General features: G+C 55.6%; 14 protein-coding genes. 9 read left to right on the plus strand and 5 right to left on the minus strand.

Annotated elements, in window-relative coordinates:
* Window positions 1-197: 197 nt before the first annotated feature.
* The 5 genes from B5E84_RS10235 to B5E84_RS10255 are packed head-to-tail and all read left to right on the plus strand — an operon-like array spanning window position 198 to window position 7359.
* Window positions 198-818, plus strand: coding sequence for a TetR/AcrR family transcriptional regulator (locus tag B5E84_RS10235; protein ID WP_087222356.1), 621 nt, complete (start codon window positions 198-200; stop codon window positions 816-818).
* Between the two features lie 11 nt (window positions 819-829).
* Window positions 830-1927, plus strand: a complete 1098-nt coding sequence (locus B5E84_RS10240; protein WP_087222358.1) for an efflux RND transporter periplasmic adaptor subunit — start codon at window positions 830-832, stop codon at window positions 1925-1927.
* A 15-nt stretch (window positions 1928-1942) separates the two neighbouring features.
* Window positions 1943-4984: an efflux RND transporter permease subunit gene (locus B5E84_RS10245; protein ID WP_087222360.1), complete on the plus strand. Its 3042-nt coding sequence runs from the start codon at window positions 1943-1945 to the stop codon at window positions 4982-4984.
* Window positions 4985-4996: 12 nt separating this feature from the next.
* Window positions 4997-6169 (plus strand): TolC family protein, encoded by a 1173-nt coding sequence (locus tag B5E84_RS10250; protein ID WP_087222362.1) that lies wholly within the window; start codon window positions 4997-4999, stop codon window positions 6167-6169.
* Window positions 6170-6183: 14 nt separating this feature from the next.
* On the plus strand, window positions 6184-7359 hold the full coding sequence (locus tag B5E84_RS10255; RefSeq protein ID WP_087222364.1) for a TolC family protein: 1176 nt from the start codon (window positions 6184-6186) through the stop codon (window positions 7357-7359).
* A 276-nt stretch (window positions 7360-7635) separates the two neighbouring features.
* On the opposite strand, the gene B5E84_RS10260 is transcribed toward B5E84_RS10255, so the two are convergent.
* Window positions 7636-8115 (minus strand): flavodoxin, encoded by a 480-nt coding sequence (locus B5E84_RS10260; protein ID WP_087222366.1) that lies wholly within the window; start codon window positions 8113-8115, stop codon window positions 7636-7638.
* Window positions 8116-8726: 611 nt separating this feature from the next.
* Between B5E84_RS10260 and adhE the strand changes: the two genes are divergently transcribed.
* The 3 genes from adhE to nhaC all read left to right on the plus strand — a co-directional run bounded on the left by adhE (window position 8727) and on the right by nhaC (window position 13901).
* On the plus strand, window positions 8727-11339 hold the full coding sequence (gene adhE, locus B5E84_RS10270; RefSeq protein ID WP_087222370.1) for a bifunctional acetaldehyde-CoA/alcohol dehydrogenase: 2613 nt from the start codon (window positions 8727-8729) through the stop codon (window positions 11337-11339).
* A gap of 27 nt (window positions 11340-11366) precedes the next feature.
* Window positions 11367-12119 (plus strand): phosphotransferase family protein, encoded by a 753-nt coding sequence (locus B5E84_RS10275; protein WP_087222372.1) that lies wholly within the window; start codon window positions 11367-11369, stop codon window positions 12117-12119.
* Window positions 12120-12500: 381 nt separating this feature from the next.
* Window positions 12501-13901: a Na+/H+ antiporter NhaC gene (gene nhaC / locus B5E84_RS10285; protein WP_087222376.1), complete on the plus strand. Its 1401-nt coding sequence runs from the start codon at window positions 12501-12503 to the stop codon at window positions 13899-13901.
* Window positions 13902-13994: 93 nt separating this feature from the next.
* On the opposite strand, the gene B5E84_RS10290 is transcribed toward nhaC, so the two are convergent.
* From B5E84_RS10290 to B5E84_RS10300, 3 genes are all read right to left on the minus strand, one after another.
* Window positions 13995-15182 carry a M20 family metallopeptidase gene (locus B5E84_RS10290; protein ID WP_087222378.1) on the minus strand — a complete coding sequence of 396 codons (1188 nt, stop codon included), beginning with the start codon at window positions 15180-15182 and terminating at the stop codon, window positions 13995-13997.
* A 34-nt stretch (window positions 15183-15216) separates the two neighbouring features.
* Window positions 15217-16614, minus strand: a complete 1398-nt coding sequence (locus B5E84_RS10295) for a YfcC family protein (protein ID WP_242963342.1) — start codon at window positions 16612-16614, stop codon at window positions 15217-15219.
* Between the two features lie 77 nt (window positions 16615-16691).
* On the minus strand, window positions 16692-17627 hold the full coding sequence (locus B5E84_RS10300) for a LysR family transcriptional regulator (protein WP_087222380.1): 936 nt from the start codon (window positions 17625-17627) through the stop codon (window positions 16692-16694).
* Window positions 17628-17999: 372 nt separating this feature from the next.
* Here B5E84_RS10300 and B5E84_RS10305 point away from each other — a divergent pair, with 372 nt between their 5' ends.
* A complete protein-coding gene (locus B5E84_RS10305; RefSeq protein ID WP_087222382.1) occupies window positions 18000-18776 on the plus strand; it encodes a ZIP family metal transporter in 777 nt (258 codons plus the stop codon).
* A 380-nt stretch (window positions 18777-19156) separates the two neighbouring features.
* On the opposite strand, the gene B5E84_RS10310 is transcribed toward B5E84_RS10305, so the two are convergent.
* A complete protein-coding gene (locus B5E84_RS10310; protein WP_087222384.1) occupies window positions 19157-20056 on the minus strand; it encodes a LysR family transcriptional regulator in 900 nt (299 codons plus the stop codon).
* Window positions 20057-20331: the final 275 nt, after the last annotated feature.

The following is a 20331-nucleotide window of genomic DNA, read 5'->3' on the forward strand; positions in this document are numbered from 1 at the left end:
GAGAGAATATGGGGCCGCGCCGGCCTGTCCGTTTTTTGCGTCCCGGGAAACCGCGTTCCCGGTGCCGTTTCCCATATATTAAAAAACTGTAAAATTTCCAGCGGCCGTATTGACAAGGTGACAGGGTGTCACTATAATGAGTGACAGGTTGTCACCTGGGGTGGCAAAATGAACCTTAACAGAAAGGACGGGAGAGAATGCCAACGGAACGGTTTTACAGGCTGCCGGAGGAGAAAAAGATGTCCATTCTCCTGGCCGCGGTGGATGAATTCAGCAGAGTTCCCTTTGACCGCGTGTCCATCAACCAGATTATCAAGAAGGCAGAAATTTCCAGAGGAAGTTTCTATACATATTTTGAAGATAAAACGGATGTACTTCGTTATATCTTTCAGGATACAAAGACTCAGTACCTGGAGTTCTGCAAGCAGAGCCTTCTGAAAAACCACGGTGATTTCTGGAAGATGATGGAGGACATTTTTCGTCAGATCCTGTATCGGGAGTACACGGGCCGCCTGGCGGGGCTGTTTAAGAATGTGATGGCTTACGCAGAGGCGGAAAGCTTCATAAAAGACATTCTGAGAGGCTGCGAAGGCGGAGAGAAAATGGATGAATGGATCTATGAGCATATGGACAAAAGCAGCATGAGGCTGACCTCGCCGGAGGACTTTCATGAAATGATGGAGTGCTGTATGCTGATCCTGCTGATCGCGTTCGCGCAGAAGTACAAGGACAACATGGAGCTGGAGCTGATCAGGAGATCATTTTTCCGGAAAATGGATATGTTAAAATACGGAGTATTGGAGCACAAGGAGAATTAGAGGAGGATATTATGAAAACAAGTGCAAAAATCATCACCGGAGTGGTAATAGTGGGAGTGCTGGCTGCCATGGTGCTGCCCAGGTATCTGAAAAAAGAGGAGCTGGCAGATCCGGCCACGGTGCCGGTGGTCCGGGCGGAGCAGCCGTCCACAGGGAGTATTACCCTGTACCGGGAGCTGACGGGAACGGTGGAGCCGTCCGACATGGTATCGGTGGTTCCGAAGCTGGCGGGAGAGGTCAAAGAGGTCTACGTAAAGGCCGGGGATCACGTCCAGCAGGGCCAGGCGATTTTGACCATTGACAATAAACAGCTGGACAGCGCCAGAATCACCATGGAAACGGCTCAGGTATCCATGAACGACGCCCAGACCAATCTGGCCAGAATGCAGGCCCTTTACGCCAGCGGAGACATTTCCGCCCAGGCCTTTGAGCAGGTGCAGTCGGCGGCGTCCCAGGCCCAGCTTCAGTATGAGGCGGCAAAGTTAAATTATGACACCCAGGCAGAGTACACCACCATCACAGCGCCCATCGCCGGTGTGGTGGAGAGCTGCAGCGTGGAGGTACACGACCTCATTTCCCAGCAGGCGCCGGTGTGCGTCATTTCCGGCGGCGAGGGCATGATGGTAAAATTTGCCGTGCCGGAGAAGATCGCGGCTGTTATCTCCCTAGGAGACCCCATCCAGGTGGAAAAGGGAGGCAGCCAGTATGACGGAACCATCACCGAGGTGAGCTCCATGGTAGACGCCGCCACCGGCCTGTTTTCCGTGAAAGGCACGCTGCCGGGAGCCCAGGGGCTGGCTACGGGAACGACGGTAAAGCTGTCCGTAGTGTCCGAGGAGGCGGTCAATGTGATGACGGTGCCGGTGGACACGGTTTATTATGAGGGCGGCGACGCTTACGTTTATACATATGAAGACGGAATCATCCACAAGGTTCCGGTGGAAGTGGGAATCTACGATTCCGAAAAGGCAGAGATCCTCTCCGGCCTGAACGGAGACGATATGGTCCTGACCACCTGGAACTCCGAGCTGCGGGACGGAGCGGCAGCGGCGCTGGAGGGCGAGACCCAGACAGACGTACAGGAAACGACAGCCGCGGAGCAGCAGTAAGGAGGACAGTGACCTATGGGATTGACAAAAGCAGTATTAAAACGGCCAGTCACCACCGTGCTGGTGGTCCTGTGCCTGATCGTCTTCGGTATTACCTCGGTGTTCTCCTCTAAAATGGAGCTGACGCCGGAAATGAATATGTCCATGATGGTAGTCAGCGCGATCTACGCCGGGGCCAGCCCGGAGGACGTGGCAGAGCTGGTGACGAAGCCCATCGAGGACGAGGTGGGAACCTTAAACGGTATCAACAGCACCACCTCCATGTCAGCGGAAAATATGTCCCTGGTGCTTTTGGAGTACGAATACGGCACCGACATGGATAAAGCCTATAACGACTTAAAGAAAAAGATGGATAACCTGGATCTGCCGGACGACGTGGAAGTGCCTTCCATCATGGAATTTAACTTCAACGATACGGCCAGCATGATGCTTTCCATTAACAATTCAGAAGCAACGAACCTTTATAATTACGTAAACAACGAGCTGGTGCCGGAGCTGGAAAAGCTCTCCTCCGTGGCCAGCATTGATGTGAGCGGCGGTCAGGAGCAGTACATTCAGGTGGAAGTGATTCCGGAGAAACTGAATCAGTACCATCTGACCATGAACAGCCTGGTGACGGCCCTGGCCAGCTCCAGCCTGTCCTATCCGGCCGGCTCCACAGAGGTGGGCAGCCAGGATCTCTCCGTGACCACGGGAATGTCCTTTGACACGGTGGACAGCTTAAAGACCATCCCCATCACAGTGGGGAGCGGCGACATCATCTATCTGGAGGATGTGGCCAATATCGGCTACACTTTGGAGGACGCCTCCGGCATCGGCCGCTACAACGGCCAGGACACCATGACCCTTTCCATTAAGAAACAGCAGGAGAGCAGCGCCGTGGAGATGTCAGAGGATGTGACCAGAGCCATTAATAACCTGACGGCGACCACTCCCGGCCTGGAGGCGGTCACCATTTATGACGCCAGCGAGAACATTGAGGAATCCCTTTCCTCCGTTTACCAGACCATGATCATGGCCATTATCATTTCCATGGTGATCATCTTCCTGTTTTTCGGAGAGATCAAGGCATCCCTCATCGTAGGTACGTCCATCCCGATCTCCATCCTGGCGTCCCTGATCCTGATGAATCTTATGGGATTCAGCCTGAACGTGATCACCCTGGGCAGCCTGGTGCTGGGCGTCGGCATGATGGTGGATAACTCCATCGTAGTGCTGGAGAGCTGTTTCAGGGCCACGGACAACGTAGGCTTTAAGGAGTACCGGGAGGCGGCTTTAAACGGCGCCGGCGTGGTGATCAACTCCATCATCGGCTCCACCGCCACCACCTGCGTGGTATTCCTGCCCCTGGCCTTCTTACAGGGAATGTCCGGGCAGATGTTTAAGCCCTTGGGCTTTACCATCGTGTTCTGTATGGTGGCGTCCCTGATTTCGGCCATGACCATCGTGCCCCTGTGCTACATGATGTACCGGCCCAGAGAAAAACAGAGCGCTCCGTTATCCCGCCCGGTAAAGCTCCTTCAGGACGGCTACCGGAACATTATGGAAAAGCTCCTTCCGAAGAAGAAAACGGTTATGTTTACTTCCCTGGCCCTGCTGGTATTTTCCCTTTTCCTGGCTACGAAACTGGGATTTGAGCTGATGCCCTCCGTGGATCAGGGACAGATTTCCATCAGCGTGGATATGCGGCCGGGCCTGACCTTAGAAAAGGCGGACGGCCTGCTGAAACAGATTGAGGACTACATCGTTCAGGATGAAAACCTGGATTCCTACAGCCTGTCCTACGGCGGTTCCGGCCTGGGCAGCCTGTCCGGCTCCTCAGCGTCCATTTCCGCCTACTTAAAGGATGACCGCACCATGGAGACGAAGGATGTGGCCAGAGCGTGGAAACGCCATCTGACCGGCCTTCCGGACTGCAGCGTGACGGTGGAGGAGTCTTCCACCACCAGCATGATGACAAACAGCGCCGATTCCGTGGATTTCATCCTGGAGAGTACCCAGTATGACGAGCTGAAAGAGGTTTCCGATCAGATTGTGGAGGCGATGAACGGGCGGGAGGATGTGACCAATGTCCACTCCAGCCTGGAAAACTCCGCCCCCATCGTAAAGATCAACGTGGATCCGGTAAAGGCCACGGCCGAGGGGCTGTCCGCGGCTCAGGTGGGTTCCACCGTAAACATGATGCTTTCCGGCGTGGAGGCCACCACCCTGGAGGTAAACGGCGAGGATGTAAGCGTCATGGTGGAGTATCCGAAGGACGACTATAAGACCATCGACCAGGTAAAGGGCATCGTGCTCACAAACGCCTATGGGCAGAGCGTGCCCCTGACAGATGTGGCGGACGTGGTATTTGAGGACAGTCCGCAGACCATCACCCGTGCCGACAAGCAGTATCAGGTGACCATCACCGCGGATTATACCGATAAGGCCGCGGCGGATAAGACAGCGGCGAAACAGACCCTGACCAGGGAGGTTGTGGATCCCAGCATGACGGCCAATATTTCCATAGCTCAGAACGCTGTGGATGAGATGATGATTGAGGAGTTTACGGCTTTGATTCAGGCCATCGCCATCGCCATTTTCCTGGTATTCGTGGTTATGGCGGCCCAGTTCGAGTCGCCGAAGTTCTCCGTCATGGTAATGACCACCATCCCGTTCTCCCTGATCGGTTCCTTCGGGTTCCTGTATCTGGCGGACGTAAAGATCAGTATGCCGTCCCTGTTAGGTTTCCTGATGTTAGTGGGAACGGTGGTAAACAACGGTATTCTCTACGTGGATACGGTAAACCAGTACCGGAGAGAAATGGATATGAATACGGCGTTAATTGAGGCGGGAGCCACCAGACTTCGTCCCATCCTCATGACTACCCTGACCACGGTGATCGCCATGATCCCCATGGCGATGGCATACGGACAGAGCGGAGAGATGATGCAGGGCCTGGCCCTGGTAAACGTAGGCGGCCTTGGCGCATCCACAGTGCTGGCGCTCCTGATGCTGCCGATCTACTATTCTGTGATGAATAAAAAGAAGAAACAAGAAGTTTGGAACGATGATTAAGGAGGAAATGAAATGAGAGGAAAACGCGACGGACGGTCCGGGCTGTGCTGCCTTGCCATGGCGGCAGCCCTGGCAGCCGGGGCGCCGGTGAATGTGCTGGCGGCCAGCCCGGAGTTTGCCAGGACGGCCGAGGAGTGGGCCACGATCCGAGACAACACTCTGGAATACGGGGAAATCCCCGATCTGATTCACGAGTACAACTCCACCGTTCAGAATAACCTGGTGTCCTACGAGGACTACAAGGGCAAGGACGCCAACGAGATCGCTAACGACTACCGGGACGCGGCGGAGGAGCTCTACGCCAGCATTGAGTGGCCGTCGTCCGACGATGCCGGATACGCCATGCTCTACTCCGCCGCGGAGTCGGCCCAGGCTCAGGCCAAGCAGATGGAGAAGATGGCCGACGACAACATTTCCGACGGCATGATTATCAAGTGGCAGTACGATCAGGCGGAGGCGGCCCTTGCCAGCACGGCTCAGAACCTGATGAACCAGTATTACCAGCTCCAGGAGAATTTAAAGACCGCCCAGTCCGGCAAAGAGCTGGCGGAGGCGTCCTATAATTCCACCGTGACCCGCCAGAGCCTGGGAATGGCCACCGCCAACGAGGTCCTCACCGCTCAGGAGGCGGTAAAGACGGCGGAGGCGGGGATCATCACCATCGAGAGCAGCATCCAGTCGGTAAAGAAGAACCTTCAGGTGATGACCGGCTGGGCCTACAACGCGGAGCCGGAGATCGCCCAGATGCCGGAGGTGAACGTAACCCGCATTGACGCCATGAACCCGGAGACAGATCTGGCAAAAGCCCTGGAGACCAACTACACTCTGATGATCGACAAGCGGAAACTGGAAAACTCCAACGATTCCGCCAACCGTCAGATTCAGCAGCAGACCATTGGAAACGACGAGCAGAAGATCGCGGCCGGCCTGTCCGACCTGTACAATGACGTGCTCCAGGCCAGAGACGCCTACAGCCAGGCGAAAACCGCCCTGGAGCTGGAGGAATCCAATATGGCTGTCGCCCAGAAGAAATATGAGCTGGGGATGATCGGCCGCCTGGAATACCTTCAGGCCCAGAACAGCTATGTGGGCAAGCAGGCTGATTTCCGGATCAAGGAGCTGTCTTTGCAGGGCTCCATGGATGCCTATGACTGGGCCCTCAAGGGCAATCTGGCCCTGAGCTAGGAAGGAGGCCGCGTATGAGACGAAACCGATTGTATGCCTGCTGTCTGGGGCTGGCGGCGGCTATGGCCATTTCCTCCCCGGCGGCGGCCCTGGCGGCCTCCCTTTCCGACTACGACGAGGCCACCCAGGAAAAGCTTTTGGACAATACTCTGGAGTACGGGGAGATCCGTGCCCTGGTGTCCATCTATAACCCCAGTATGAAGCAGGCGCAGCTCACCATGGACGACTCCCTGGCTGTCTACCGAAACGGCATGACGGAGTACAAGGACCGGGCGGCGGAGCTGCGCCGGGAGGCGGATAAGGCGGAGGACGAGGGAGATCTTCAGACCTACATGACCTATGAAATGAACGCCGCAATCCTGGTGCAGATCGCCAACCAGTACAAGGACGTGATCGAGCAGTCAGAGCGGATGTCCACCCAGAGGAGCATTGTCTCCGCGGAAGATATGCTCACCAGGGGCGTGCAGCAGATGGTGCAGGGCTACGTCCAGCTGGACCAGGGCTGCAAAGTGGCGGCGAAGGCCGTGGAGATGGCGGAGGCGGCCTACAACTCTACCGTGACCCAGCAGAGCCTGGGGATGGCCACAGAGGCAGATGTGAAATCCGCCGCCAACAGCCTGGAATCGGCCAAAGCCAGCTTAAAGGCCGCCGAGGACAACCGCGCCAGCCTGCGCAGCAGCATTTGCCTCATGACAGGCTGGAACTATGACGCGGACATTGAGATCGGTGCGGTGCCTGTGCCGGATCTGGATGCCATCGCCGCCCTGGATCTGGCCGCCGACACGGAAAAGGCCGTGAACAACAACTATGAGCTGATCTCCATCCGCCACCAGGGACGGGCAGGCAGCACCGTCAAGCAGGATATGCGGGACCGGAACTTAAGCGACGCGGAGACGGCGGTGAGGATTTCCATGGAAAGCCTCTATGAGACTCTCCGGCAGCAGGTGATCACCTGGGAGGGAGCGGACGCCTCCTGGCAGGCCGCTAAAAAGGACCGCGCCGCCCTGGATCAGAAATACCAGTTAGGTATGATCGGCCGTCTGGAGTACCTTCAGGGCGAGCTCGCTTACCTCCAGGCCGAAAGCGCCAAGCTTTCCGCGGACATCAGCCTGCAGAAGGCGTATGAGGATTATCTGTGGCAGGTGAAGGGAGTCAGCGTCGGAGGAACGCAGAACAGCGGACAGAATTGAGATAGGAATAAGGGACAGAAATAAGGGATACAAATAAGGGACAGATACCGGGGGAATTTTGGTATCTGTCCCTGTTTTTATTGTAGTAGGAAACTGACGGCTGGCCCAGCCGTGCTCCGGCGCGGGTGGCGCTGCAGCGCACACTTTTCATCATGGGAAATAGCGTTTTCTATGGCCGTGGCATAAAAGCCTCCGGCGCGGGCGCCTTCCTCGCGCAGGAAGTGGCTGCTGACGCCTCCGCGCCCAGCGCCGGTGTACGCGCCCGCGGGCTTTTGATCACACGCCCAGACTCTCCACCCACTTCGCCAGGCCGTCCCTGGTCTGCCTGCCGTTTAACAGCTTTCCATCCCGGATCACCGCGCCGGGGCAGACTGGCTGCAGATCCTTGGCGATGTGCCCCAGGCCGCTGCTGCCGGAGGTGGCGAACAGGAAAATGGTTTTTCCGGCGAAATCCCCGCTTTCCAGGAAGGTCTTTATAATGGTGGGAGCGGTGTACCACCAGATGGGAAAGCCCAGGAAAATCACGTCGTAGTCCCGCACATCCGGTATGTCCCCGGCGATAGCGGGGCGGGAATCCGGATCCTTCATCTCCACGCTGCTGCGGCTGTTCTGATCCATCCAGTTTAAATCCGCGTCTGTGTAGGGCGTCTCCGGCCGGATTTCATAAAGGTCCGCGCCGGCGGCCTCCGCCAGAGTCTTTGCCACCCCGGCGGTCACGCCGCTGGCGGAAAAATAAGCAACCAGTTTCTTTGACATAAGATCGTCTCCCTTCTATAGTAAATATCTCCATGCCTTTATTATAAAACGGAACCCGGCTGCTGTCCAATGCCTCTGCCGCCTGACCGGCCATGCGTCCCCCGCATACCAACAAGGCGCAGAGCAGTGGAAACACCCCCTTCCGGTGCCTTGAAAATTGCCTTAAAATCGTTAAAAATGTAACAATAATACGGCATTTTCCAGACAAAATTATCCTTAAATAAGTTAAAAACATCTCAAAATCCCGCCCGAAACGCTAAAAAAATCTTCCGCAATCCCTTATAATTCCCCTGTTTTTCCCCTTACGTTCCCCATTTCCTCTCCTTCCTGCCCCATTCATTCCATCCCTCATCCCTCCGTTTTCCTGTAAAAAATCCCTCAAATCCCCCATTTTTACCCGCCCCACCCGCCGCGGCAGACAGGATTTTCACCGGCGGCACAAATAGAAAAAGGTAAAAATAGCCAAAGGAACCCCTGGAATGGGGAAAAATATCCACATTACTGATAATTGACATTTTTTTAACATTAGACTATAATGAAATCGTTAAATAAATAACGAAAACAAATCAGGAAAGTTACTCGAAACCAATAAAAATGTAGGAGGATGAATCATGGCAAAGGAAAAGGCAGTACAGGTACCAGAAATCATCGACAACGTGGACGCTCTGATCGCGAAGATGAAAGCGATGAGAGAGGCTCAGAAGGTCTTTGCGACGTACACCCAGGAGCAGGTGGATAAGATCTTCTTTGAGGCTGCGAAGGCAGCAAACCAGATGCGGATCCCGCTGGCCAAGATGGCAGTGGAGGAGACCGGCATGGGCGTGGTGGAAGACAAGATCATCAAGAACCACTACGCGGCAGAGTACATTTACAACGCTTACAAGGAGACGAAGACCTGCGGTGTCATCGAGGAGGACAAAGCCTTCGGAATCAAGAAGGTTGCGGAGCCCCTGGGCCTGATCGCGGCGGTTATCCCCACCACGAACCCCACCTCCACGGCGATCTTCAAGAGCCTGATTGCCTTAAAGACGAGAAACGCCATCATCATTTCCCCCCATCCCCGCGCGAAGAACTGCACCATCGCAGCGGCGAAGGTGGTTCTGGACGCAGCGGTGAAGGCCGGCGCTCCCGAGGGCATCATCGGCTGGATCGACGTTCCGTCCCTGGAGCTGACCAATGAGGTTATGAGAGGTTCTGACACCATCCTGGCCACCGGCGGCCCCGGCATGGTAAAGGCTGCTTACTCCTCCGGAAAACCGGCTCTCGGCGTAGGCGCAGGAAATACCCCGGTTATCATCGACGAGACGGCAGACGTGAAACTGGCTGTAAACTCCATCATCCACTCCAAGACCTTTGACAACGGCATGATCTGCGCCTCTGAGCAGTCCGTGACCGTGCTGGCTCCCGTATACGACGCGGTGAAGAAGGAGTTCCAGGAGAGAGGATGCTACTTCTTAAAGGCTGACGAGCTGGATAAGGTGAGAAAGACCATCATCATCAACGGCGCGTTAAACGCCAAGATCGTAGGACAGTCCGCCCACAAGATCGCGGCTCTGGCCGGTGTAAATGTTCCGGAGGCCACGAAGATCCTGATCGGCGAGGTAGAGTCTGTGGACATTTCCGAGGAGTTCGCCCACGAGAAACTGTCTCCCGTACTGGCTATGTACAAGGCGAAGGACTTCGACGAGGCCATCGCGAAGGCAGAGAGACTGGTTGCGGACGGCGGTTACGGCCACACCTCCTCCCTGTACATCAATATCAATGAGACAGAGAAGATGGCAAAGCACGCGGCTGCTATGAAGACCTGCCGTATTCTTGTAAATACTCCGTCCTCTCAGGGCGGCATCGGAGACCTCTACAACTTCAAGCTGGCTCCGTCCTTAACCCTTGGCTGCGGCTCCTGGGGCGGCAACTCCGTTTCCGAGAACGTAGGCATCAAGCATTTGCTGAACATCAAGACAGTGGCGGAGAGGAGAGAGAATATGCTGTGGTTCAGAGCGCCTCAGAAGGTATACTTTAAGAAAGGCTGTATGCCGGTTGCATTAAACGAGCTGAGAGATGTGCTTGGAAAGAAACGTGCCTTCCTGGTAACAGACAGTTTCTTATATATGAACGGATACACGAAACCGATCACCGACAAGCTGGATGAGCTGGGAATCGTTTACACCACCTTCTCCGACGTTCAGCCCGACCCGACCCTGGCAAACGCCCAGGCTGGCGCAAAGGCTATGGACGCCTTCAAGCCGGACGTGATCATCGCTCTGGGCGGCGGTTCCGCTATGGACGCGGCCAAGATCATGTGGGTAATGTACGAGCATCCGGAAGTAGACTTCCAGGATATGGCAATGCGTTTCATGGACATCCGGAAACGTGTATACACCTTCCCGAAGATGGGAGAGAAGGCCTACTTTGTAGCCATCCCCACCTCCTCCGGTACGGGTTCTGAGGTAACTCCCTTCGCCGTTATCACCGACCAGGAGACCGGCGTAAAATATCCGCTGGCTGACTACGAGCTTCTGCCGAACATGGCAATCGTGGACACCGACAACATGATGAGCCAGCCCAAGGGCTTAACCAGCGCGTCCGGCGTAGACGTTCTGACCCACGCTCTGGAGGCATACGCGTCCGTGATGGCGACAGACTACACCGACGGCCTGGCATTAAAGGCGATGAAGAACGTATTTGACTACCTGCCCACCTGCTACAACGACGGCAGCAACGTGCAGGCCCGCCAGAAGATGGCAGACGCCTCCTGCATGGCCGGTATGGCATTTGCCAACGCCTTCCTGGGACTGTGCCACTCCATGGCTCACAAGTTAGGCGCTTACCACCACCTGCCCCACGGCGTTGCCAACGCCCTGCTGATCTCCCTGATCGTAGAGTACAACTCCGCTGAGGTTCCGACGAAGATGGGTACCTTCCCGCAGTATGAGTATCCGCACACCAAGGCGAGATACGCCGAGTGCGCGCGGTTCTGCGGCATCCAGGCGAAGGATGACGACGAGGCTGTGAAGAAACTCATCGAGAAGATCGAGGAGTTAAAGAAGGCAGTTGGAATCAAGGCCACCATCAAGGACTACGGCGTGGATGAGAAATATTTCCTTGACACTCTGGATGAAATGGTAGAAAATGCTTTTGACGACCAGTGTACCGGTGCGAACCCGAGATACCCGCTGATGAGCGAGATCAAGGATATGTACCTGAAAGCTTACTACGGCAAATAAATAAGGAGAAGGAAAGGAGATAGCAAAATGAAAACGGATAAGATTCTTGCTACACGGACCCACAAGGTAATTTACCAGGTTGGAGACAAGGTTTGGAAGGTTTTTGATACCAATTATCCCAAGACAGACGTGCTCAACGAGGCATTAAACCAGGCCAGAGTTGAGGAGACGGGCCTGCCGATCCCGAAGGTGCACGGCGTTACCGTGACTGAGGATGGAAACTGGGCCATCATTTCCGACTACATTGAGGGGGAGACCTTAGCCGAGAAGATGGCAAAGGAGCCGGAGAACGTAGAGAAGTACATGAAGGAGTTTGTGGAGATCCAGCTGGAGATCCATGACAAGACCGCTCCCCTGTTAAATAAGATGAAGGACAAAATGAGCGGCCGCATCAACAGCTTAAAGGCTGTAAACGCCACCACCCGCTACGAGTTAAGCACCCGTCTGGAGAGTATGCCCAAGCATAAGAAGGTGCTCCACGGCGACTTTAACCCCACCAACGTGGTGATTGGACAGGATGGAACGTACTACATTCTCGACTGGTCCCATGCCACCCAGGGAAACGCGTCTGCTGACGCGGCTACCACCTATCTGCTCCTGACCCTTCAGGATCCGAAACTGGCGGAGATGTACATGAACCTGTTCTGCGATATGAGCGACACCGCGAAACAGTATGTGCAGAGATGGCTGCCCATCGTGGCTGCCTCCCGTCTGACCAAGGCGATTCCGGAGGAGAAAGAGCTCCTGGAGAAATGGCTTGACGTGGTAGAGTACGAATAAATTAGCCTGATTTAAAATCCTACATAGATAAGCAGACCCCGGAGCGCGGCCCGAGAGGACGCGTTTCCGGGGAAACTGTGTTTATGCCGCGGGAAGAAACGGCGTTCCTGTGACACAAAGACCCTCGAAGGCGGCGTGTTTTGCCTGGAGGGAAATGGCTGCTGACGCAGCCGCGCTGCGGCGCGTGGATACGTTTCCGCGCGCATTTTTTAGGGGCTTTAGCTCTGACGCGGGAAAGCGGGAAAGCTGGAAAGCGGGAAAGAGGGACAGGCCGTTTCCGGCGGGGAACGTCCGCGGCGGGGAGATTTCCGGGCACATAGGAAACCATGCGTCCGGGGAACATCCGCGGGAGGAAATTCTGGCAGAAATGAGAGGGAAAAGATGAACGAGACGAAACAGAAAACACTAAATGGCTGGCAGTCGGCGCTGCTGCTGGTCTTTATTATCATATCCGTGGCGGTATGCGTGGGAATGAAGGTGGGCGGGCCCATGATCGGCCTGTTCTTCTCCTGGCTGATTATATACGGGTTCTGCGTGGTGTTCCGGATTGATTACAAATACGTAAATCAGGGGGCTTTTGAGGCCCTGAAGGTGGTGCTGCCTACCATGGCCATCCTTATGGCCATCGGCGTGCTCATTGGCTCCTGGATGCAGTCGGGAACCATACCGACCATTATTGTGTACGGCTTAAAGGCCATTAACCCCACCTTCCTGCTCACCTTTACGCTGCTGTTTACGGCAGTGCTCAGCATGGTGACCGGCACCTCCTACGGCTCCGCGGGCAGCGCGGGAGTGGCGATGATGGCCATTGGAAACGCCATGGGATTAAATCCCGGCATGGTGGCGGGGGCGGTGATCTGCGGCGCCATGTTTGGAGACAAGCTGAGCCCATTTTCTGATACGACGAACCTGGCTCCTGCGGTGGCGGGGGCGAAACTGGGAGATCACGTAAAGAGTATGCTGTGGACCACGGTGCCGCCTATGGTGATCAGCATTGTGATCTTTACGGTATTGGGAATCAGTCAGACCAGCGGCGGCTACGATCCCGGCGATCTGAACGTGTATGTGGACTACCTGGAGGGGAGTTTCCATATCGGGCTTGTCACCCTGCTGCCGGCGGCGCTTATCATTGTGCTGTTGTTATTCCGGGTGGGGGCCTTTGAGGCCCTGGGAATCGGCGCTGTGGCCGGAGCGGCGGTGGCCATGGCAGTGCAGGGAAATTCCCTTCGGTCCGTGCTCAGCGTGGCCTATAACGGCTTTTCCAGCGATACGGACATCGCCGTGTTAAAGGCCATTTTAAACCGCGGCGGAATGAGCAGTATGCTTCAGTACGTGGCCATCATCACCTTCGCCGTGGGAATGGGCGGAATGTTAGACCGGTTGGGCGTGCTGGACAAGGTGCTGTCCCTGTTTACCAAGCGGATCCGCAGCGACGGCTCCCTGGTGCTGGCGACCCTGCTGGTGGGCTATGTGACCAGCCTGGTGAGTTCCTCCAGCCCCATGTCCCATGTGCTCACGGGACGGCTGATGCTGCCTCTCTTTCAGGAGAGGAACATCGAGCCCAGAATCCTTTCCCGCTGCCTGGAGGACAGCGGCACGCTGGCAGGCCCCATGATTCCCTGGCACGGGTACGGGATCTATATGGCCGGCACCCTGGGAGTGGCCTGGTCCCAGTACATCCTCTTTGTGCCGCTTTTGTGGCTGACGCCTCTGTTTTCCATTTTTTACGGATTTACGGGGATTTCCATTCTCCATACCACGGACGGCAGGAAGGGGAAATAGGGGAACGGATGAGAAAAAGGAGCCGCGCCTCCGGGAAGAAATTCCTGGGGCGCGGCTCCTTTTTCGCTGTCTTTTAAATAATGATTTTGCGGGTTACCGGAATTTTTTCTGGTTTTCTGTGAATTCCGCTTTTACCGCATCCATGAGGGACGGATCCTGGATCAGGTCCAGGGCGGCCCCGGCGATGGATTTGGCGCCGTAGATCACGCAGTTGTGGGCATCCTCCGTCTTTCCGGCGTCAATGAACTCCTGGGAGTGGGAGGAAGTGCCTTCCGGCACGAAGGCCACCCGGATACAGGAGCCGGGAACCTCGTACATCACGTTTCCAAAGTCGGTGGAGCCGGTGCGCTCACGGGGTGGGGAAAGCCTGGGGGCTCCGGCCAGCCTGGCGTTCTCCATAAGGAGCTCGTTGAGCTTTAACACCGGGATCTTGTTGTAGTAGTCAGAGGTCTGTTCCACCTCGTAGGTCACCCCTGCGATGAGGGCAGCTCCCTTGATGATGTCGTGGAAACGGGCCACCACCTTCTCTAAGTTGCTCTTTGAGAAGGAACGGAGGTGGAATTTTCCTACTGCCTCCACGGGAACCACGTTGGCGGGGCCGGGCAGCTGGCTCACGGTGTAGTGCATTCTGGTGTCGTCCGGAACGTGCTCTCTTAAAAACTCAATGCCGTTGAAGGCGATGAGCAGAGCGTCAAAGGCGCTACGGCCCTGCTCCGGCGCCAGGGCCGCGTGGGCCCGTTTGCCGTGGAAGGTGACTTTAAAGGACTGGTCCGCCAGGCATTTTACGTCGGTGCAGGTGGTGGGGGAGCCGTGCATCATGAAGGCCACGTCGATGTCGTGGAAACAGCCGTTTTTAATCATGGTGCATTTGGCCCCCTTCGTCTCCTCTGCCGGGGTACCGTAGACCACCAGGCGGTAAGGGAGACCGGTGCAGGTTTCCTTGATGGCGACGGCAGCGCCTAAGCAGGCCGGGCCCTGCATATGGTGGCCGCAGCCGTGGCCTAAGCCGATGAGGGCATCATACTCGCAGAGGATGCCGATGGAGGGCATATATGTCCCGTCCGCAGCGTCTCCTTTGTTCTCGTATACGGCCCGGAAGGCGGTTTCGTAGCCGCCTACGCCCATTTCCACGGTAAAGCCGTTTTCTTTCAGGTAATCGGTAAGGAGCTTTGCCGCCTCATATTCTTTTCCGTCGTACTCCGGATGGTCGAAGATGTAGTCGGCCATTCCCGTGAGGGTTTCCCGTTTTTCGTCGATGTTTTGAAATAATGCGTCTTTCATACAGGATCCGTCCTTTCCTTATGGAGTGATAGGGTTACATTGGCCCGAAGTTGATGGCCTGGGCGATATAGGTCATAATGCAGGCGGTCACAGCCCAGATTAAGAACAGTTTCCACATGAATTTCATCCAGCGGTCGTAGGGGATGTTTACGGCGCTGATAATGCCCATGAGGGCGGTGGAGTGGGGCAGGATGTAGTTACAGAAACCGTCGCCGAAGTTGAAGGCCAGGACGGTGGTCTGTCTGGTGATTCCCAGAAGGTCGGAAAGGGGCACCATGATGGGCATTACTGCCGCTGCCTGTCCGCTGCCGGATACCACTACGAAGTTAATCAGGGTGTTGGCGATGTACATAGCGGGTGCCATGAGCACGCTGGGGGTGTGGGACAGCACGGATGCCAGCCCGTGAACGACGGTGTCCACGATGTTTCCGGCGTTCATAATGTTGGCGATGGTGGTCGCCAGTCCGATGATCATGGCGGCGGTCAGCATCTTTTTGCAGCCTTCCACGAAAAGCTTGGAAATGTCGGACGGGGATCTTCCGTCGATAAAGCCGACCACAACGCCCAGTCCGATGAAGGTGGCGGCAATCTCAGGCATATCCCAGCCGTGCTGGATGCTGCCGTATACGATGCCGGCCAGGGCGATGATCAGGGCCGCGATGATGAGGACTTTTCTGGCGCTTAAGGCTCCGAAGGAGTCGATGTCCAGATTCTTCTGCTCGTTCTGCTGGTCCAGATCATACATGGGGCTTAAGGACGGTGTTTTGCGGATCCGAAGGGCATAGCGCACCAGATAGATGTTGGTAACCACCAGGAATACCACAAAGCAGACGGAGCGGTAGCCGATACCGGAGAAGGTGGGCAGCTCCGCGATTTTCTGCGCCACTACGGTGGTGCTGGGGTTTAAGGTACCGGTGGAAAAGCCCACGGCTCCGCCCAGCAGGATGATGGCCGCTCCGGTGATGGAGTCCAGGCCCATGGCCAGGGTGATCATGACTAGCACCGGCGCGAAGGCGATAAACTGGTTTACACCCTGTGTGGTGCAGATCAGCGCGAAGATGGTAGTCATAATCGGCAGGAAGATGTAGAGCCGGTTCTGGAAGATCTTTGCCACCTTTGCCACGGTGGAGTGGAGAGCGCCGGACTTGCTGATCAGGTCAAAGGCGCCGCCGGAGAACAGGATGACTAACATCAGGTCGATTCGGCTGCACATGGCGTTTACGATGAACAGCGGAATCAGCAGCGGGTTCACGGGAGTGCGGTCGATGTAGGAGAACTGTGCCGGGTCGATGACCGTGGCCCCCGCGGCATTTTCATATCTCACGTATTTGCCCGCCGGGATGAGCCAGGTCATCAGCGTGGCGATGAGGACGATGAAAATGATGATCACGAAGGTGTGAGGCATTTTGAAAGCCTTTTTGGGTTTACTCATACGAAATCCCTCCTTTAAAAATGATTGTATAATTATACAATAAAATGAGAAGGAAAAACAATTTATTAAACTTATGATCAGTATAAGTTGTAGTGATAGAAATTCCGTCCCCGCTCTAAGAGCATATCAATCATCCGCTGCATATATCCGGCAATGGGCATACTGCGGCGGTGGGTGAGCAGCAGGTCCATGGAGGTTTTGCACCCGGAAATGCCGTAGTAATTTACTCCTTTGCTGTACTTCATGTGGTAGGCGTAGCCTTCCCGGTTAAAGCCGATTCCCAGGCCTTCCGCCACCATCTGCATGGCGGTTTCGATACTGCGGATCTCCCGGATTTTGCCGGGGGTGACGCCCTTTTCCGCCAGGAGCCGGTCGGCGTCCTTGCGGATACTCTGGACAGGCTGCTGGAGAATGAGGGTTTCCCCCTGGAGATTTTCCAGGTCCAGATAGCGGTGGGGAGAGCCGGGGACATAGACGGCCTTTTCATTGATGGGGTGGTATCTGGGGACGGCGATGAGCAGCTCCTCCCTCAGCAGGGGGTAGGAAACCATGGACGGATCGGCCTCGTGGGCGTTGCAGAGGAGCAGATCCAGCTCAAAATGCTGGTTTTTGTACTCCAGAAAGTCCATGGTGCCTTCCTCCAGGATCACTTCCACCTTGGGAAACTCCCGCTCGTAGGCGGCAATGACGGGAGGCAGCAGCCAGGGGGCCCGCCGGATCTGGACGCCGATGCGGATGCGCCCACTGTAATTTCCCGTGATTTCCTTAAGCTCCTCGTCAAACTCCTGCTCCAGGCGCAGCATGGCCCAGGCCTTTTCCACATACCGCTCGCCGGCGTAGGTGAGAATAAACTGTTTTCCCGCCCGCTCAAAAAGCGGAGTGCCCAAGTTTTTCTCCAGGTTGTTGATGTAGATGCTGAGGGCGGGCTGGGAAATATAGAGGCTGGCGGCGGCCTTTGTAATGTTTCCGTATTTTGCCAGGGTGCAGACGTACTGCTGTTCTTTCAGATTCATGGGGCCCCTCCTTTGCGTTTGTTCCGTTTTTACACCATGGGAAACCGGCATTCAGGAGTTTCCGGCATCCCGTGATGGAAATATCTCCGGCGCGGGATCGCGCCGCGGCGTGTTCTTTGTTAGATGTTGGGGTTAAAAGGTATTTTGACCCCTTTGATACCGGATTGCTCCGCACTACGTATTCATGTTTTGACCTTTTGACCCTGGTATCTTTATTATATTATTGTAGCATAAATGGACTATTTAGAAAACTTATGAATATGAAAAAAATAATAAATAATATTTTGGAATACCAGGTGACGAAACGGGGAAAGTCTGATAGGATAGAATAGAAACCGCTTTTTGAAAATCCGATGGTTGAAAGGAGAATTTATGAATACATTTTTGGGAATTATGATTCCTTTTGTGGGAACCGCGGCTGGGGCGGGATGCGTGTTCTTTATGAAAAACCAGATCCGGCCCCGGGTACAGAAGATGCTTTTAGGCTTTGCCTCCGGGGTCATGGTGGCGGCGTCTGTGTGGTCCCTGCTCATTCCGGCTATGGATATGTCAGAGGGCCTTGGAAAGCTGGCGTTTCTGCCGGCTGCGGTGGGATTTCTGCTGGGAATTCTGTTTCTGCTTTTGATGGACCGGCTGGTGCCCCATCTGCACATGGATCACGATGAGCCGGAGGGACTGCGTAGCGACTGGAAAAAGACCACGATGCTGGTGCTGGCAGTGACTTTGCACAACATTCCGGAGGGAATGGCCGTGGGAGTGGTGTTTGCCGGGATGCTGCAGGGGCAGGAGCTCATTACCCTGACGGGGGCCTTTGCCCTCTCCCTGGGAATCGCCATCCAGAACTTCCCGGAGGGCGCCATTATTTCCCTGCCTCTGCGGACGGAAGGGTTCAGCAAGCAGAAAGCCTTTCTCTACGGGGCGGCCTCCGGAATCGTGGAGCCTATGGGAGCGGCTCTGACGGTGGTTTTATCCGCCTATATCACACCGGCTCTGCCCTATCTCTTAGCGTTCGCGGCCGGGGCCATGATCTATGTGGTGGTGGAGGAGCTGATCCCGGAATCCGCCGAGGGAGAACATTCCAACATCGGGACTATCGGGTTCGCGGTGGGATTTGTGATTATGATGATTTTAGATGTGGCTCTGGGGTAGGAAACCTGTAAAGGAGCCAGAAGACCGCGGGCCGGGGCGCAAAAGGACGCCGGGAGCGGACGGTCTTTTGCCGGAACGGATGCCGGTGCTGCCAGACGAAGGGGCGGCGCCGGCATCCGTTTTTTGTGCATAGGAGACAGAGGCGCTTATGGCGAAAAAGTTTCCGGCGGGAGACGCACTCTGCGCAAAGGGGTATGACTGCTGGCGCAGCCGCGCTCCGGCGCGGGTGTGCGTTGCTTTGCACACTTTTTGTGTATAGGAGACAGCGATGCTTATGACGAAAAAGCCTCCGGCGGGAGACGCGCTCCGCGCAGAGAAAACTGGCTGCTGCCCCACTCCGTGTACCGGAAACAGCCACCCGGCGCCGCCCCGCGCGCGTTTTACACGGAATACCGCTCATGAAACAGCCGCCCCAGCTCTTTTGCCGCCCGCGACCGGTAGCCGTCCGGGTATACCAGGGCCAGGTCGATGAATTCGCCCTCCGGCCCGATGGACAAAAGGACCGTATCCGGGTTTTCCCGGACGCAGGTGCGGTAGGTGAACGCCAGGCCGATGCCCTCCCTGGCCATGGCCGCGGCGAAAAAGGCGGTGATGCGGTCGTTGTAGACAATGGGGGTGACACCGGCCCTGGCAAAAGCCTGGCGGCCCCGGTCTCCCAGGATGGTATTTTTGGGGCTTAAGATAAATTCATATTCCGCCGTGTCCGCCAAATCAATGAACAGGCGGCCGGATTCCGACTGTTTGGCCGCGATGAGGATGGGATGGCTCTTGTGAGCGATGATGCAGATCTCGTCCCGCAGCAAAATATCCACTTTATAATTCAGTTTCCACATGGGAAGGGCCACCAGGGCCATATCCAATGTCCCGTCTAAAAGTTTCTGTTCCAATTCCACGCTGTTTTCCTCGTGAATATTTACGGTAATGCCGGGGTATAGCTGTTTGAAACGGCGCAGCACCGCCGGCAGCAGGTACGTCCCGCGAAAGGCGCTGATGCCCAGCTCCAGCGTCCCGCTTTTCAGGTTTTCAATATCGGAAATCTGATCCTGGATCCGCTTATAATGGGAGAGAAACTGCTGTCCCTGTTCCACCAAAAGCCGGCCGGAGGCGGTGGGACGCATTCCGGTGGAGGTGCGCACAAACAGTTTTGCCCCCAGCTCCCCCTCGTACTGCTTTAAAAATTCGCTCAGGCTGGACTGAGCCATAAACAGCCGCTCCGCCGCCCTGGAGATGCTCCCTTCCTCCGCGATGGCGATAATGTATATAAACTCTTTTAAAAGCATAAAGCTCCCCCTTTTCACAAGTTATCGGTTTTTCCGATGAATTATATCAGTTTTGTTCGTTTCGGCGATAGATAATTTAGTATATATTGAAATTAAACAAAAATCAACGGATAAAACCATAAAATAGAGGAAATTTGCAATATGCGGCCATGGGAAAATGCGCGGCAACACACCCCTTGATGGGCAGGTTTCCGACCGACAGATCGCTATGTGTTTCTTCATAACGGAAGGCCGTGGGGATTTTATGGGAAATCCGTGCTGACATGAGAGAGGAG

It is taken from the genome of Lachnoclostridium sp. An14 (assembly GCF_002160755.1).
Taxonomy (GTDB): Bacteria; Bacillota; Clostridia; order Lachnospirales; family Lachnospiraceae; genus Lachnoclostridium_A.